This is a genomic window from Allobosea sp. CRIB-10 (genome assembly GCF_900112185.1).
Lineage (GTDB): Bacteria > Pseudomonadota > Alphaproteobacteria > Rhizobiales > Beijerinckiaceae > Allobosea.
Genome location: NZ_FOKP01000014.1, coordinates 125,813 through 141,805 on the forward strand (window position 1 = coordinate 125,813; position 15,993 = coordinate 141,805).

Annotated in this window: 15 protein-coding genes; 4 read left to right on the forward strand and 11 right to left on the reverse strand. The window is 65.8% G+C overall.

From position 1 onward, the window contains the following. Nucleotides 1–21: 21 nt before the first annotated feature. Nucleotides 22–525, reverse strand: coding sequence for a MarR family winged helix-turn-helix transcriptional regulator (locus BMZ69_RS18080; protein ID WP_092159094.1), 504 nt, complete (start codon nucleotides 523–525; stop codon nucleotides 22–24). 54 nt (nucleotides 526–579) lie between these two features. Here BMZ69_RS18080 and BMZ69_RS18085 point away from each other — a divergent pair, with 54 nt between their 5' ends. Then, complete coding sequence (locus tag BMZ69_RS18085) at nucleotides 580–1,479, forward strand: alpha/beta fold hydrolase (RefSeq protein ID WP_092159096.1); 900 nt, start codon at nucleotides 580–582, stop codon at nucleotides 1,477–1,479. A gap of 9 nt (nucleotides 1,480–1,488) precedes the next feature. On the opposite strand, the gene hemH is transcribed toward BMZ69_RS18085, so the two are convergent. Beyond that, entirely contained in the window at nucleotides 1,489–2,526 is a 1,038-nt protein-coding gene (hemH, locus tag BMZ69_RS18090) for a ferrochelatase (RefSeq protein WP_092159098.1), read from the reverse strand. Between the two features lie 153 nt (nucleotides 2,527–2,679). Here hemH and BMZ69_RS18095 point away from each other — a divergent pair, with 153 nt between their 5' ends. Both BMZ69_RS18095 and ung read left to right on the forward strand, forming a co-directional pair. Then, on the forward strand, nucleotides 2,680–4,200 hold the full coding sequence (locus BMZ69_RS18095) for a bifunctional metallophosphatase/5'-nucleotidase (RefSeq protein WP_092159100.1): 1,521 nt from the start codon (nucleotides 2,680–2,682) through the stop codon (nucleotides 4,198–4,200). Beyond that, nucleotides 4,197–4,895, forward strand: a complete 699-nt coding sequence (gene ung, locus BMZ69_RS18100) for a uracil-DNA glycosylase (RefSeq protein WP_092159102.1) — start codon at nucleotides 4,197–4,199, stop codon at nucleotides 4,893–4,895. The genes BMZ69_RS18095 and ung overlap by 4 nt, the downstream gene beginning before the upstream one ends. A 3-nt stretch (nucleotides 4,896–4,898) precedes the next feature. Here ung and BMZ69_RS18105 read toward each other — a convergent pair whose 3' ends face one another. The 8 genes from BMZ69_RS18105 to BMZ69_RS18140 form a co-directional block, all read right to left on the reverse strand. Continuing rightward, nucleotides 4,899–6,131, reverse strand: a complete 1,233-nt coding sequence (locus BMZ69_RS18105) for a phenylacetate--CoA ligase family protein (protein ID WP_092159104.1) — start codon at nucleotides 6,129–6,131, stop codon at nucleotides 4,899–4,901. Nucleotides 6,132–6,160: 29 nt separating this feature from the next. After that, entirely contained in the window at nucleotides 6,161–6,835 is a 675-nt protein-coding gene (locus BMZ69_RS18110) for a zinc metallopeptidase (protein WP_091832588.1), read from the reverse strand. A 31-nt stretch (nucleotides 6,836–6,866) separates the two neighbouring features. Further along, nucleotides 6,867–7,712: an ABC transporter ATP-binding protein gene (locus tag BMZ69_RS18115; RefSeq protein ID WP_092159106.1), complete on the reverse strand. Its 846-nt coding sequence runs from the start codon at nucleotides 7,710–7,712 to the stop codon at nucleotides 6,867–6,869. 156 nt (nucleotides 7,713–7,868) lie between these two features. Continuing rightward, nucleotides 7,869–9,197, reverse strand: a complete 1,329-nt coding sequence (locus BMZ69_RS18120; protein ID WP_092159108.1) for an ABC transporter substrate-binding protein — start codon at nucleotides 9,195–9,197, stop codon at nucleotides 7,869–7,871. 106 nt (nucleotides 9,198–9,303) lie between these two features. Further along, complete coding sequence (locus BMZ69_RS18125) at nucleotides 9,304–10,383, reverse strand: branched-chain amino acid ABC transporter permease (protein WP_092159110.1); 1,080 nt, start codon at nucleotides 10,381–10,383, stop codon at nucleotides 9,304–9,306. An 11-nt stretch (nucleotides 10,384–10,394) separates the two neighbouring features. Beyond that, complete coding sequence (locus BMZ69_RS18130; RefSeq protein WP_092159146.1) at nucleotides 10,395–11,309, reverse strand: branched-chain amino acid ABC transporter permease; 915 nt, start codon at nucleotides 11,307–11,309, stop codon at nucleotides 10,395–10,397. Between the two features lie 187 nt (nucleotides 11,310–11,496). Continuing rightward, nucleotides 11,497–12,312 carry an ABC transporter ATP-binding protein gene (locus tag BMZ69_RS18135; protein ID WP_092159112.1) on the reverse strand — a complete coding sequence of 272 codons (816 nt, stop codon included), beginning with the start codon at nucleotides 12,310–12,312 and terminating at the stop codon, nucleotides 11,497–11,499. After that, nucleotides 12,309–14,237 carry an AMP-dependent synthetase/ligase gene (locus BMZ69_RS18140; RefSeq protein WP_092159147.1) on the reverse strand — a complete coding sequence of 643 codons (1,929 nt, stop codon included), beginning with the start codon at nucleotides 14,235–14,237 and terminating at the stop codon, nucleotides 12,309–12,311. Before BMZ69_RS18140 ends, BMZ69_RS18135 begins: the two co-directional genes overlap by 4 nt. 338 nt (nucleotides 14,238–14,575) lie before the next feature. Between BMZ69_RS18140 and BMZ69_RS18145 the strand changes: the two genes are divergently transcribed. Next, nucleotides 14,576–14,917, forward strand: a complete 342-nt coding sequence (locus BMZ69_RS18145; protein WP_092159114.1) for a hypothetical protein — start codon at nucleotides 14,576–14,578, stop codon at nucleotides 14,915–14,917. Nucleotides 14,918–15,092: 175 nt separating this feature from the next. Here the strand turns inward: BMZ69_RS18145 and BMZ69_RS18150 are convergent, their stop codons facing one another. Then, a complete protein-coding gene (locus BMZ69_RS18150; RefSeq protein WP_175506858.1) occupies nucleotides 15,093–15,902 on the reverse strand; it encodes an EF-hand domain-containing protein in 810 nt (269 codons plus the stop codon). Nucleotides 15,903–15,993 lie beyond the last annotated feature (91 nt).

A 15,993-nucleotide genomic window follows, 5' to 3' on the forward strand; every position in this document is an offset into this window, starting at 1 on the left:
AAGCGCGGCTTTGCGAGTGTCTCATGACGGCTCGCGCGGCGGCTTGCCTTCGAGATAGCCGACGACCCGCCACATCATCGTGCCGACGGCATTGCATTCCTCGTCGCTGAGCACGCCCATCATCGCCTCGATCCGGGCGGCATGGATCGCAAGGGCCTTGCGCGTGAGAACCTCGCCATCCCCGGTCAGCCAGAGCCGGCGTACGCGCCGGTCGGTCTCGTCGCTGCGGCGCTCGATCAGGCCGCGACGCTCGAGCTCGGGCAGGAGCATGCTCATGGCGCTACGGCCGACCAGCAGCTTCTCGGCCAGCTGCTGCTGGGTCAGGCCGGGCGTGCGAAAGACATTGGCGAGGACGTCGTAATGGGCAAGCTGGATGCCGAGCGGCGCCAGCGCCTCCGAAAAGACCTTCTTCCAGAGCTGATGCATGCGCGCGACTGCGAGCCAGTTCTTGAAGCGCGGCAGGTCCCAGGGCAGCCGCGCGGTGCTCGCGCCCTCAGCTCCGGTTGCGGAAATCGGCTCTTGCATTTTGTTCATCGCTGAACATAATAGTTCAAGGCTGAACGAACAAGGTTTCCGATCATGCCCAGCGTAGCACTTCGCGTCATTCGCCCTCTCGTCCGCATCGGCAGTTTCATCGCCCCGCACACGACCGGGCGCGCCGCCTTCAAGCTCTTCTGTACCCCACCGCGCCCGCCTGGCCCACAGAGCCGGACCGGCAAAGCGATCATCGCCGCCCGCGCCCGGTTGGCGCCTGCGATCAGGCAGGCGGTATCCTACCCGTGCGGGACGGTCAGCACCTATCTGTTCGAACCTGAGCCCCGCTTGCAAGATGGCGACGGTCCGGCGCCGACAGTGATCCTGCTGCATGGCTGGAACAGCGAGGCGGCGTTCATGACCGCGTTCGTGCAGCCATTGCTGGCGCAGGGCTTCCGCGTCGTCGCCTTCGACATGCCGGCACATGGCGCCTCGACCGGGGCCGAGCTCAACATTCCGCTCGGGGTCGGCGCGCTCGCCGCCGTGGCGCGCGTCTTCGCCCCGGTGCATGCGATCGTGGCGCATTCCTTCGGCGGGGCGATCGCATTGGCCGGCCTCGCCCGCAGCGTCCCGGGCCAGCCGCGGGTCAGAGCCGGCCGGCTCGCTCTGGTCGCGGCGCCGTCCTCGGTGACGACGATCACCCGCAATTTCGGCGCGACGATCGGGCTCGGGCGCCGCGGCCAGGCGGCGCTGGAGCGCCGCATCCACAGCGTCGCCGGCAATCCGGTCGAGGCCTTCGAGGGCCGCGGTCAACTGGAGGCGATCGGCCTGCCGACCCTGGTGATCCATGACCGGCAGGACCGGGAACTGGACTTCCACCACGCGCAGACGTTGGCGGCAGCCGGGCCGTTCGTGACGCTGCAGGAGACCAGCGGGTTAGGTCACCGGCGGGTTCTTCAAGCGAAGCAGGTCGTGGAGAGCGTGACGCGCTTCGTGGTGGGGTAGCGCCCTACCTCACACCCAGCCCATCAGCTCCCGGCGCACCACTGCCTCGATCACCTGCATGCCCTCCTCGGAATCGTTGAGGCAGGGCAGATAGGCGAACTCCTTGCCGCCATTGTGCATGAAGATCTCGCGGTTCTCGCCGTCGAGCTCTTCCAGCGTCTCCAGGCAATCGGCCGAGAAGCCGGGCGCGACGATCGCCAGCGACTTGGTACCGCCCTGCGCCAGCGCCTTCACGGTTTCGTCGGTATAGGGCTGCAGCCACTCGTCGGGGCCGAAGCGCGACTGGAAGGTCAGCCGGAAGCGCTCCTCGCTGAGGCCGAGCTTGTCGCGCAGGAGCCGCGCGGTGACGGCGCACTGGCAGTAATAGGGATCGCCCTTGAGCAGGTATTCCTTGGGCATGCCGTGCAGCGAGCAGAGGATGACCTCCGGCTCGAAGGAGAGCTTGCCGAGCGAGGCCCGGATCGAGGTGGCGAGCGCGTCGATATAGGTCGGGTCGGCGTAATAGGGATGGGCGACCCGCACGGTCGGCTGCCAGCGCATCTCCATCAGGGCGCGAAAGGCCTGGTCGCAGGCGGTCGCCGAGGTCGGCGCGGCGTATTGCGGGTAGAGCGGCACCAGGAGGATGCGGTCGCAGCCCTGCGCGAGCAGGGCCTTCAGGCGGCTCTTCACATCGGGCAGGCCATAGCGCATCGCCCAGTCGACGGTGATGCGGCCATCGGCAGCCCCCGCCAGCCGTTCGGCGAGCTTCTCCGTCTGCGAGCGCGTGATCGTCTTGAGCGGACCCTCATTGCGCTCCTTGTTCCAGATCGAGGCATAGTCCTTGCCTTTGCGACCTGGGCGTGTCGACAGGATGATCAGGTTGAGGATCGGCCACCATTTCCAGCGCGGCTCCTCGATGACGCGGCGGTCGGAGAGGAATTCCTTGAGATAGGCCCGCATCGGCTTGTAGCTGGTGCCCTCGGGCGTGCCGAGGTTCATCAGGAGCACGCCGATGCGGCCGCTTCTGATGGTGGCGTGGTCGGGCGGCAAACTCGGCTTGAGGCTCATCACATCCGCTTTCGTTCGGCTGTGATTTAGACGAGTTACGGTTTTCGTCCAGTCGGGGCGTACGGGGTGCGACACTGCGTGAGCAGGGGTCTCGCAAGCCGGCTAGGCTCTTGCTAGTCTTTGTCGAAATCAAAACCGCAGGGGTTCGCGCCGATGACCAAGATGACCCGCCGCCACGCGTTCCGCGTCCTCGGCGCTCCAGCAGCCCTTGCCGCCACCGCCCCGGTCGCGAAGGCGCAGACGCCGCCTGCCAGCTTCACGCTGCTGCTCGTCAACGACATCTACAAGATGAGCGACGACAAGGGCAAAGGCGGCTTCGCCCGGGCGGCCGGCATCGCCAAGGCCGAGCGCGCGCGTGGCGTGCCCGTCCTGTTCTGCCATGCCGGCGACTGTTATTCGCCCTCGCTGATGTCGGGCTTCGACCAGGGCGCCCATATCGTCGCGATGCAGAACAAGATGGGCATCGACGTCTTCGTGCCCGGCAATCACGAATTCGACTTCGGCAAGGAGAACTATCTCAAGCTCGCAGCCGCCCAGACCTATCCGACCTTCGCGGCCAATCTGCGCGATGCAGCCGGCAATCCCCTGCCCGGTCACAAGGATTCGCAGATCTTCGAGCTCGGCGGCATCAAGGTCGGCGTGATCGGCACGACCTACGATCCGACGCCGCAGCTCTCCAATCCCGGCGACCTCAAATTCTCCTCGACCATGGAGGCGCTGCGGCGCGAGGCCCGCAAGCTGAAATCGGAGGGTGCCGACATCCTCGTCGGCGTGGTCCATGCCGACCGGAAGACGGATTACGAGATCGTGCGCTCGCGCGTCGTCGACATCCTGCTCACCGGCCACGATCACGACCTCGCCATCGCCTATGACGGCAAGGTGGTGATGGTCGAGTCGAACGAGGAGGGCAATTACGTCACCGCGATCGACATCGCCGCCAAGGCGACGGGCGAGGGCGCCAATCGCAAGGTCGAGTGGACACCGACCTTCCGCGTCAACGACAGCCGCGCCGCGACGCCCGATCCCGAGGTCGCGGCCATCGTCAAGGGCTATGAGAGCGAGCTGTCGAAGGAGCTCGACATCGAGATCGGGACGCTGGGCGCCCCGCTCGATTCCCGCACTAGCGTGATTCGCACGCAGGAGACCGCGATCGGCAACCTGATCGCCGATGCGATCCGGGCCGCGACCGGCGCGCAGCTCGCCATCACCAATGCCGGCGGCATCCGCGCCAACAAGCAATATCCCGCCGGCCACAAGCTGACGCGGCGCGACGTGTTGAGCGAACTGCCCTTCGGCAATGCGACGTCCATGGTCGAGATTACCGGCAAGGATGTGAAGGACGCGATCGAGAACGGCTTGCGCGATGCGCCGCAGGGCTCCGGCCGCTTCCCGGTGGTGTCGGGCTTCACCTTCGAGGCCGACCTCAAGCAGCCGCAGGGCTCGCGCGTCACCTCCGTCAAGGTCGACGGCAAGGAGATCGACCCGGCCGGTAAATATACGGTCGCCACCAACAACTTCATGCTGACTGGCGGCGACGGCTACACCGCGCTCGGCCGCGGCAAGACGCTGATCGGCCTGACCGACGGCAAGCTGATGGCGAACGAGGTGATGGTCTATATCCGCCGCCTCGGCACGGTCGAGGCCAAGGTCGAGGGGCGGGCAGTCCTGAAGTGAGCGGCTTTCGCGCGGCGCTCGACGCCTTTCTGGCTTCGCCTGCCTCGGCCTCCTGGCGCGATCTCTCCGTCTTCAGCAATGGGACGGTGGAGCGCGCTTGCGCCGCCGTCGATGCCGAGCGCGACGTTGGCCATGTCGTGGCGCCTGCGCCGGAGCGCTTCCTGGCCGCGCTGGCACTGACGCCGCTCGATCAGGTTCGCGTCGTCATCCTCGGCCAGGATCCCTATCCGACGCCCGGCCATGCCAACGGGCTCGCCTTCTCCTATGCCGGGCCGCCGCCGCTGCCGCGCTCGCTGGTCAACATCTACAAGGAGCGGGCCGAGGACCTTCACCTTGCTGCACCTGCCGACGGCGACCTGTCGCCTTGGGCGAAGCAGGGCGTTCTGCTGCTCAATACCGCGCTGACGGTGCGCGAGGGCGCGACCCAGGCCGGCACGCATCTCAAGCTCGGCTGGCGGGCGGTGACCGACGAGATCCTCGCGGCCGTCTCGCAGCGGCGGCCGCATGTCGTGTTCATCCTGTGGGGCGGCCCGGCGCAGGCCAAGCGTGCCCTGATCGACGAGAGCAGGCATCTCGTCATCGCCAGCGCCCATCCCTCGCCGCTGTCGGCGCGGCGCGGCTTTTTCGGCTCGAAGCCGTTCAGCCAGGCGAATGACTGGCTGAAGGCGAAAGGGGAGGCGCCGATCGCGTGGTGAGGGCTACCCGACCGGCCGCTCGTCGGCGATGACCTTGCCGTCGTTCGGCAGGGCGCCAAGCGGCAGCACCTCGACCGAGCCCTTGAGCTTGGTGACCTGCTGCAGGGTCGAGGAGACCGCGTCGATGAAGCCCTTCGGCTCGGCATAGATCTCAGCCTTGAGCGTCATCGTGTCGAGCTCGTTGGCGCGGCCGATCACGAGCCGGAGCTTGGCGATCTCGGCATGGCGGCGGGCGATCTCGGCGACCTGCTCGGGCCGCACGAACATGCCCTTGACCTTCGCCGTCTGGTCGGCGCGGCCGAGCCAGCCCTTGATCCTCGCATTGGTGCGCCCGCTTGCGCTCACCCCCGGCAGGACCGCGGTGAGGTCGCCGACGGCAAGGCGGATTTGCGGGTGGTGCGGGTCGAGATTGGTGACGACGATCTCGCCGACCTCGCCCTCGGCGACGGGATCGCCGGTGCCGGGGCGGACGATCTCGACGATCAGGTTCTCGTTCAGAACCATGCCATCGCGGGCGCTGGTCTCATAGGCGATCAGCCCGATATCGGCGGTGGCGTAGAGCTGGTAGGCGTCGATGCCGCGTTCACGCACCCAGGCCTGCAGCGAGGGTGGGAAGGCGGCGCCCGAGACGATCGCGCGCTTCAGGCAGGAGCTGTCGACGCCGCGGCTGTCGGCCGCCTCGATCAGCAGCTTCAGGAAATCCGGCGTGCCGGTATAGGCGCTCGGCTGGTAGGCGCCGATCACCTCCATCTGCTGCTCGGTATTGCCGGGCCCAGCCGGGATGACGGCGCAGCCGATGGCGCGCGCCGCCGAATCCATGATGAAGCCGCCGGGCGTCAGATGGTAGCCGAAGGTGTTGAGGACGATGTCTCCCTTACGGAAGCCGGCAGCGTAGAGACCGCGGGCGGTACCCCAGGGATCGCTGCCGGTGCCCTCGGGCTCGAAGATCGGGCCGGGCGAGGTGAAGAGCCGGCCGAAGGAACCGAGCGGGGAGCCGACCAAGCCGCCGAAGGGAGGAGTATCCTTGTGCAGCGCCGGCAGGTCGGCCTTGCGCAGCACCGGCAGCTTGGCGAGGGCGGCGCGATCGGTGATGGCAGCCGGGTCGATACCCTTCAGATACGTGGCATAGCCCGGCGTCGCCAGCGCGGCGGCGAGCACGGCCGGTAGCCGGGCGAAGAGGTCGGCCTCGCGCCGCTCGGGCGGCCGGGTCTCGAGATCGTCGAAATGCTCGCTCATCGCTCTTGCCCTTGGAAATGGTGCCCGGCCTATCGGCGCAGGATGCGAAGGAAATTGAGCAGTCCCATCAGGGAGGCCGCGACATAGGTCATCGCTGCGGCCCTCAGCACCCCGCGTGCGGCGGGCATGTCGTCCGGGTGCAGGTAGCCGTCCTGCTGGAGGATCGGGAGCGCCTTGCCGAAGCTGGCGTCGAACTCCACCGGCAGCGTCACGAGATGGACGACAAGGCCGATGCCGAGCAGCGCCAGCACCGCGGCGAACTGCGCGAAAAGCACACCCGGCGCCCGCACCAGGATCATCACCAGCGGTGCGGTGACGAGCACCACCATCGCGACCTTGTCGACCTTGCCCAGCAGCCGGGCGAGGCTGGTTCGGATATCGAAGAGGCGGCTGCCCTGCGCATGCTGCAGCGCATGGGCGACCTCGTGGGTGGCAACGGCGACGGCGGTGATCGAGCGGCCGTCATGATTGCCGGGCGAAAGCCGCACGGCACGGGCGTCGGGATCGTAGTGATCGCCGGCGGCGGTGATCTCGACGGGGATTGTCTGCAGGCCGAAACGATCGAGCAGATGGCGGGCAAGTTCGCCGCCGGTGCCGGGAAGGTCTGGCCTGTCTGCGGCGTGCCTGTCCATTTCGTAGCGGACCCAGAATTGCGGACCGTAGATGACGGCGACGAGAAGGAGGGCGAGGACGACATAGAGCATGACCGGCTCCTGCCCGCCGATCCCGGCCGGACTATGACAGCCAGCGCTTGCGGCGCTTGTAGCTCTTGACCTCGCGGAAGGACTTCTTGTTGCCCTCGGCGACGCCCAGATAGAATTCCTTCACGTCCTCGTTCTCGCGCAGCATCTTGGCTTCGCCGTCCATGACGACGCGGCCGGTTTCCATGATGTAGCCATAGGTGGCGTAGCGCAGCGCCATGTTGGTGTTCTGCTCGGCGACGAGGAAGGAGACGTCCTCCTTGTCGTTGAGCTGACGAACGATCTCGAAGATTTCCTCGACGATCTGCGGCGCGAGGCCCATGGACGGCTCGTCGAGCAGGATCATCTTGGGTTTGCTCATCATGGCGCGGCCGATGGCGCACATCTGCTGCTCGCCGCCGGAGGTGTAGCCGGCCTGCGAGCCGCGGCGCTGCTTCAGTCGCGGGAAGAGCTCGTAGATCTTCTCGAGGTCGCGCTTGATCGCGGCGTTGCCGTCGCGGCGAGTGAAGGCGCCGGTCAGCAGGTTCTCCTCGATCGAGAGATGGCCGAAGCAGTGCCGGCCTTCCATCACCTGGATGCAGCCGCGGCGCACCAGTTCGTTCGGCGACATCTTGTCGACCCGCTCGCCGTCGAAGACGATCGAGCCCTTGGTGACTTCGCCGCGCTCGGCCTTGAGCAGGTTCGAGATCGCCTTCAGCGTCGTGGTCTTGCCGGCGCCGTTGGCACCGAGGATCGCGACGATGCCCTTGCGCGGGACCTGTAGCGAGACGCCCTTCAGCACCAGGATGACGTGATCATAGATCACCTCGATATTGTTCAGCGACAGGATCGTGTCCGTCGCCGCGGCGGTGGCGGGCTTCTCGAGGATGGCGGTCGACATTGAACCTCCAATCCTTCTCCCCTCGAGGGAGAAGGTGGCCCGGCGTCAGCCGGGTCGGATGAGGGACGGACGGATGAGGTGGTGCAAGACTTCCCTCATCCGTCTGCTTCGCAGATACCTTCTCCCCCGAGGGGAGAAGGATTGGCACTCGTCAGGTCAGGACGACTTCTCGCAAGGCTCGGTGCGCTTGGGCCAATTGCCGGCCTTCTCGACATAGTCCTTGGCGTTGGCCTCGATCAGCGGCCGGACCTCGTCCTTCATCGGCTCGATCCAGTCGCCCTTCTGGGTCCACTTGGTGCCGTCCCATTCGGCGACATAGGCCTTGTGGTGACCGGAATGGTCGGTGCAGCTGACCTTCACCGGCGAGGCGAAGCCGGCCATGCCGATCTCCTTGAGGCGGGCCTCGTCGATGTTCAGGTTCTCGAGCCCGCGGCGCATGTCCTCCGGGGTGATCACCTTCTTGCCTGTCAGCTTCTGGGCGGTGCGGATCGCCTCGACCACGAGCATCGAGTTGTAGACGCCGCGATTATAGAGGTTCTCGCCGACCTTCTCCTTCGGCGTCGTGCTCTTGCCCTTATCCACGACATGCTTGAGGATGTCCTGGATCACCGGGAAGTTCTGGCCGGCCGCGTTGAAGTTCAGCGAACGGTAGCCCTTGGCCTCGGCGCCGCCGGCGCGCGCGTCGTCGTCACCGCCGGCCCACCAGACGCCGACCAGCTTGTTGATCGGGAAGTTGTTCTTGATGGCTTCCTTGACCGCGGTCGGGTTCATCGCGCCCCAGCCCTGGTTGTAGAGGAAGTCCGGCCGGTCGCGCCGGATCGAGAGCCAGAGCGAGCCCTGATTCTGCATGTCGGCCGCGGCGACCGGATAGAGCTTGAGCTCGAAGCCGTATTTCTTGGCGAGGCTCTCGAGCACCGGGATCGGCTCCTTGCCGAAGGGTGCGTCGAGATGGATCAGGCCGAGCTTCTTGCCCTTGAGCTTGTCCATGCCGCCGAGCTCGTTGGCCATGTGCTTCACCATCACCGAGGCGCCGTCCCAATAGGTCAGCGGCGGGATGAAGACCCAGGGGAAGTTGGTGCCGTCGGCCGAGGCCGAGAGGCCGTAGGCCATCGACAGGATCGGCAGCTTGTCGACATGGGCGCGCGGGATCGCGGCCAGCGTCGCGCCGGTCGACCACGGGCTGTAGACGATGGTCTTCGACTTGACCTGCTCGTAGCACTCGATCGACTTCTTGGTGTCGTAGCCGGTCTCGCACTCCTCATAGACGATCTTGACGCCGTTCACGCCGCCGTCGCGCTCGTTGATCATCGAGATGTAGTCGCGCATGCCGTCGCCGATCGGAATGCCCGAGCCCGAGAAAGGGCCGGTGCGATAGGCGTTGTTGGAGAAGTAGATCGTCTCCTGCGCATAGGCCGGGGCGGCGATCGCACCGGCGGCGAGAAGCGCGCCGACGGCGACGCTCCTGATGATGCTGCTCGTTTTCATAGGCCTTCCTCCGTGGTTGCCGGGTCCGGCCGAGCCGTCCCGTCTTCGCTTGCCCGCCGCTTGAAGACCGCGGCGGGTCGTTGTCCTTGGGTCCTGCTCCCCCGCCTCAATAGGGGAAGGGCCACGTCCGCAATTTCTGCTTTCCGATCTGCCAGAGCCGGGCGAGGCCGTGCGGCTCGACGATCAGGAAGATGATGATCAGCGCGCCGACCAGCATGAAGGTGACGTGCTCGGCGGTGGCGCCGCCGATCGGCACGCCCAGCGCCGGCAGGCCGAATTTCAGAGCCGTCGGCAGGGCCGAGAGGAAGGCGGCGCCGAAGAAGGAGCCGATCAGCGAGCCCAGGCCGCCGATGATCACCATGAACAGGATGGTGAAGGAGAGGCGGATGGTGAAGACGTCGTTGGCCTCGCCGCCGCCATACCAGAGGAAGATCATCATCGCCCCGGCGACCCCGGCGAAATAGGAGGAGACGGCGAAGGCGGTGAGCTTGGCGTTGAGCAGCTTGATGCCCATCAGCTCGGCGGCGATGTCCATGTCGCGCACGGCCATCCAGGATCGCCCCAGCTTTCCATGAACCAGGTTCGAGGCGAACCAGGTCAGCACCACGACGAGGCCGAGGCAGACGAAATAGCGCGTCTCCGGCGTCGCGGACGCGCCGGTGATCGGCAGGCCGAACAGGGTGCGCTGCGGCACCTCGATCGCACCCGAGGCGTTGTAGTTGAACAGCCAGGGCACGCGCACGAAGGCCCATTGCAGGAAGAACTGCGCGGCGAGCGTGGCGACGGCGAGATAGAAGCCCTTGATCCGCAGCGAGGGCAGGCCGAACAGCACGCCGATCGCCGCCGAGAACAGCCCGGACACTAGGATCAGGACGATGATGTTCACGCCCGGGAAGAAGGTCGTCAGCTTGTAGCAGGAATAGGCGCCGACACCCATGAAGGCGGCGGTGCCGAGCGAGATCAGCCCGGTATAGCCGGTGAGGATGTTGAGCCCGATCGCCGCCAGCGAGAGCACCAGGAACGGGATCATCACCGAGGCGATGAAGAAGTCGTTTCCGGTCAGCGGGATGCCGATGAAGGCGATCGCGAGGATGACGGCGATGCCGATCCGGTCCTGCCGGAGCGGGAACACGGCCATGTCGGCGGCGTAGGTCGATTTGTATTGGCCGGCTTCGCGGTAGAACACGGGTCAGCCTCTCAGATGCGTTCGATGATCTTGTCGCCGAACAGGCCCTGCGGCCGGAACAGCAGGAAGCCCAGCGCGATGAAATAGGCGAGCCAGCTCTCGATGCCGCCGCCGATCAGCGGGCCCCAGTAGAACTCGCCGAGCTTCTCGCCGATGCCGATGATCAGCCCGCCGACGATGGCGCCCGGGATCGAGGTGAAGCCGCCGAGGATCAGCACGGGGAGCGCCTTCAGCGCCACGATCTCGAGCGCGAAGGAGACGTCCGAGCGCGCGCCCCACATGATGCCGGTGATCAGCGCGACGATGCCGGCGGTGAACCAGACGATCACCCAGATCTGGTTGAGCGAGATGCCGACCGAGAGCGCCGCCTTGTGGCTGTCGGCGACGGCCCGCAGAGCGCGGCCGATGCGGGTATACTGGAAGAACAGGGCCAGCACGGCGATCATCAGCGAGGCGATGATCGCGGCGGCGATGTCGATCTTCTGCAGCGAGACCAGGCCGCCGAGGATCTTCAGGTCGATCGCCCCCTTGGGCAGATAGAGCTGGTCGGCGATCATCTGCTTGGGATTGCCGCCGAAGATGGATTCGCCGAAGCCGATCAGGAAATAGGTGATCCCGAAGGTCGCCATGAACAGGATGATGTCGGGCTGGTTGACCAGCGGGCGCAGCACCACGCGCTCGATCGTCACGGCCAGCGCGAACATCACGCCGAGCGTCAGGATCACGGCGAGAAAGGCCGGCACGCCCTTCTCGTAGAGGCCGACCAGCGTCAGCGCCGCGAACACCACCATGATGCCCTGGGCGAAGTTGAACACGCCCGAGGCTTTGAAGATCAGCACGAAGCCGAGCGCGATCAGCGCGTAGAGCACGCCGGAGACCAGGCCCTCCCAGATCGTCTGGGCGAGCAGGTCGGGCGCCTGCGCCATCTGGTTGAACGGGTCGACGAAGATGGCGTGGATCGTGCCGGTCGGGTCGAGGCGGGCGCCGATCAGCGCGGCGGCGACGAGGCCGACGACGATCAGGCCGGCCTTGACCCAGCCATTGGCGAGGAGATTGGGCGCGGGCTGCGCGGCGATGTCGCTCATGCGCTCATGTCCTTGCTTGCGGCGGCCATCAGTGCGCCACTCCGAGATAGGCATCGATCACGCGCTGGTCGGCCTTGACCTCGGCCGGCGTGCCGTCGGCGATCTTGCGGCCGTATTCGAGCACGACGACGCGGTCGGAGAGGTCCATGACCACGCCCATATCGTGCTCGATCAAGGCGATGGTGGTGCCGAACTGGTTGTTCACGTCGAGGATGAAGCGGCACATGTCCTCCTTCTCCTCGAGGTTCATGCCGGCCATCGGCTCGTCGAGCAGCAGCAGCTCCGGCTCCATGGCGAGCGCCCGGCCGAGCTCGACCCGCTTCTGCAGGCCATAGGGCAATTTGCCGACCGGCAACTTGCGGATGTGCTGGATCTGGAGGAAGTCGATGATGTCCTCGACGACCTTGCGGTGCTCGATCTCCTCGTCCATCGCCGGGCCATGGCGCAGCGCCTGCCAGAAGAAGCCCTTGCGCATCTTGAGGGTGCGCCCGGTCATGATGTTGTCGAGCGTCGACATGCCCTTGAACAAGGCGACGTTCTGAAAGGTGCGGGCGATGCCGGCGGCGGCGGCCTGATGCGGCCTGACCTTGGCGCGGCGCACGCCCTTATAGGTGATGCGGCCTTCCTGCGGGTGGTAGAAGCCGTTGATGCAATTGAGCATCGAGGTCTTGCCGGCGCCGTTGGGGCCGATGATGGCGCGGATCTCGCCCTTGCGGATGTCGAAGGAGACGTCGGTGATCGCCTTCACCCCGCCGAAGCGCAGCGAGACGTTCTCGACCGAGAGCAGCACCTCGCCCTTCTGCGTGACCGGCGTGCCGGTGACGGCCGTGGAATGCGCGTTCATGCCGCCTCCTTCGTCGCCGGGGCCGTGACCGGGTAGATCTTCGCGTCGGCGACCTTGACCGTCGCCGAGATCACCCCCTTGCGACCGTCCTCGAAGGTCACTTCCGTCGATATGTCCGCTTGGGTCGAGCCATTGTACAAAGCCTCGACCAGCGGGGCGTAGCGCTCGGCGATGAAGCCACGCCGGACCTTCTGGGTGCGGGTGAGCTCGCCATCGTCGGCGTCGAGCTCCTTGTGCAGGATCAGAAAGCGCTTGATCTGGGCCCCGCCCATCATCGGCTCGGCCGCGAGCGAGCGGTTCACCTCGTCGACATGCTTGGCCATCATCTCGTAGACCTGCGGATGGCCGGCGAGCTCCTGATAGGAGGCGTAGACGACGTTGTTGCGCTCGGCCCAGTTGCCGACGGCGGTGAGGTCGATATTGAGCGCCACGGTAGCGTAGTCGCGGCCCTGGCCGAAGGCGACGACCTCCTTGATGTTCGGGTAGAACTTCAGCTTGTTCTCGATGTATTTCGGCGGGAAGAGGTCGCCCGAGTTGAGCTTGCCGACATCCTTGGCGCGGTCGATGATCTTGAGGTGGCCGCTCTCGTCGAAGAAGCCGGCATCGCCCGAACGGACATATCCGTCCGGCGTCATCGTCTCCGCTGTCTTCTCCTCGTCCTTGTAGTAGCCGCGGAAGATCGAGGGCGAGCGGTAGAGCACCTCGCCATTGTCGGCGATCTTGATCTCGACCTGCGGCGCCGGCTTGCCGACCGTGTCGGCCTTGATCTCGCCGTCCGGCTGCATGGTGATGTAGACGCCGGCCTCGGTCTGCCCGTAGAGCTGCTTCAGGTTGACGCCGATCGAGCGGTAGAAGCGGAAGAGCTCGGGGCCGATCGCCTCGCCGGCGGTGTAGCCGACCTTGATGTTGGTCAGGCCGAAGCGGTTGCGCAAAGGCGCGTAGATGATGATGTCGCCGAGCTTGTAGAGCAGGCGGGCGCCGAGCGGCACGGGTTCGCCGTTCAGGATCTTCTCGCCGTGCTGCTTGGCGACGCCGAGGAAGTAGTGGAAGACCTTCCGCATCAGCGGGCCGGCATCCTCCATGCGCACCATGGTCAGCGTCAGCATGGTCTCGAAGACGCGCGGCGGCGCGAAGGCGTAGGTCGTGCCGATCTCGCGGCGGTCGTCGACGACGGTCTCGGGGCCTTCCGGGCAGTTGACGCAGAAGCCGGCGATGATCGCCTGCGCATAGGAGAAGACGTGATCGCCGACCCAGGCGATCGGCAGATAGGCGATGATCTCGTCGTTCTCGTTCAACCCGTCGAAGCTGCAGCCGATCTCGGCGGCGGTGATCACGTTGAAATGGGTGAGCATCACCCCCTTGGGCCGGCCGGTCGTGCCGGAGGTGTAGAGGATGATGGCGAGATCGTCGCTCTTGCCCTGCTCCATCTCGCGGTCATGCGCGGCTGAGACGGCGGTGTCCTTGAGTGCGGCGCGCCCGGCCTCGATCACATCGCCGATATCGTGCAGCTTGGCGTGGTCGTAGTCGCGCAGGCCGCGCGGCTCGTCATAGAGCATGTGGCGCAGGTTCGGCAGGCGCTCGGTGACGGAGAGCACCTTGTCGACCTGCTCCTGGTCCTGCACGCAGGCGAAGACCGCCCCGGCATGGTCGAGCACATAGGCCATCTCGTCGGCGACGCTGTCGGCATAGACCGGCACCGGGATCGCGCCGAGCCATTGCGCCGCGGCCATCGACCAGTACAGGCGCGGCCGGTTGTAGCCGATGATCGCGACCTTCTCGCCTCGCTTCAGGCCGAGCTGCTCAAGACCCTTGGCATAGGCGCGGACCTGCTCGGCGACTTCGGCCCAGGTCCAGGACTGCCAGATACCGAGGTCCTTGTGACGGAACGCGACGCGTGCGCCGCGCTCCCGAGCATTGCGCAGCATGAGCTTGGGAAAGGTATCCGCCTGGCCGGCGGCTGCGCTTGCCACGATCGTCGTCTCCACCCTGTCGCCCCGTCTGTCGCGGGTTTGCCGGACCTCAAGGCCCTTGTGCGATCATGCAAGCTTTGCAGGTGGCTCGGCGCTGTGCAAGAAGCCACTTGACAGACAAGACGCATTTGAGGCGCTATTGTCCCGCCGAGGTTTGACTTGGTCTTCAGCCCCGCGATCGGCCGGGCACCGCTTCCCGACATCGCAAGGCTCGCAGGCGCCTGGTTTTCACTGGGCTGGCGCAGTGTTTCCGGCTGTGCGCATGGTCGCTGGCTCGGCGCGAGGACCGGCCGATGCGTGCTATTGCCCTGATCACGATCGCGATGCTGCTCGCTGTGGGAGCGAGCGAAACGCGCGCGCATCGGGCGCCCGGCGGCTGGGACTACCCGTTCGAGTGCTGCTCCGAGGCCGATTGCGCCCGGATCGACGCCAGCGAGGTGCGGGAGACCCCGTCCGGCTTCGTCGTGACGATCATGCCGGGCCGGCATCCGATGTGGGTCAGCGAGCGCCGCCAGCCGGCCGTGCTCGACATCCCCTATCAGAAGGCCCGCCTCTCGCCGGACGGGTTCTTCCATCTCTGCATGAACGATGCGGGCGAGTTGCTCTGCTTCTTCTCGCCGGGTGGGGGATCATAGTGCTAATGTCGGGAGAGGGGCGAGAGCCGACATCCGCGGGTGGCCTCGATGCCGACACAGGGGCAGAGCGCGACGAGAGCATTTCTGCGTTTCTCCGAATCGCGAAAATGCTCTAGCTCCTTGTTTCATCGCATTTTCGTCACGCGAACCGGTGTCCACTTCGCTCGAAAATGCTCTAGATTTTGGCGTCGGTGCTCCACCTCTCGCTCATGATCTGCTGGATCAGGCGTTGGCTCAGGCTGTCCGACAGCTGCGCGCCGGTGCCATAGGCGGCTGCCGCTTTCTCCCTCAAGCTCTCGATCTCGCGGCTGAGGAACTTCATGGTGCCGGCAGGGCCGGAGTTGCGCTCCGCCCAATCCGCCTCCACTTGTGCGCGTCTTGCCGCCTTGTCCGCCTCGCTCAGCGGCTGAGGCGGAGGGAGGCCCATGCGCTCGCGGCGAGCCAGTATCTCCTTCTGCACATCTGCAGGCATTTCATCGAAGAAGGTTATTTTCAACGGAATCCTGAGTCGTTGGCCTACTCCGATCTCGTCTTTTGTCAGCAGGCCGTCTCCGTTCTCGTCCCGGGGCACCAATATTGTGTCCGAGGCAAATCCTGCATCGATATTGGCCGCGCGCCGCAGGTCTTTTTCGGCGTTCATCTCATCGACACTGAGTGCGCCGTCTCCATCAAGGTCGGCACGTTTGAACAGGTCGGCAATAATTTCCGTGCTGATTTTCGCCCTGTCGGCTTCGGACTGAGCCGCTATGAGCGAGCCCATGGTCTCGATCCCGAAGGTGCGGGTCGGCAACATCTCGGCGCGGCTGACCTTCCCGTCGCCATCGGCGTCTAACTTCTTCACGAGGTTTACGGAATTTCCGCTGCCTGAGCCGGACGCTTCAATTTCCTTGGCGCTGAGCACATCGTACTTGTCGGCGTCGAGGCGGTCGAACAGCCGCATATGGAGCTGCTGCGTCAGGCCGCCGCCGGTGGATACTGAGGTCATGCCATTCCCCCGGAAAACCATTGGTTGAGTTTTAGGAAGCAAGACAAGTGCCACGAGAATTCGCCCGTCGCGCCCAATAGGGCAGGTCGGG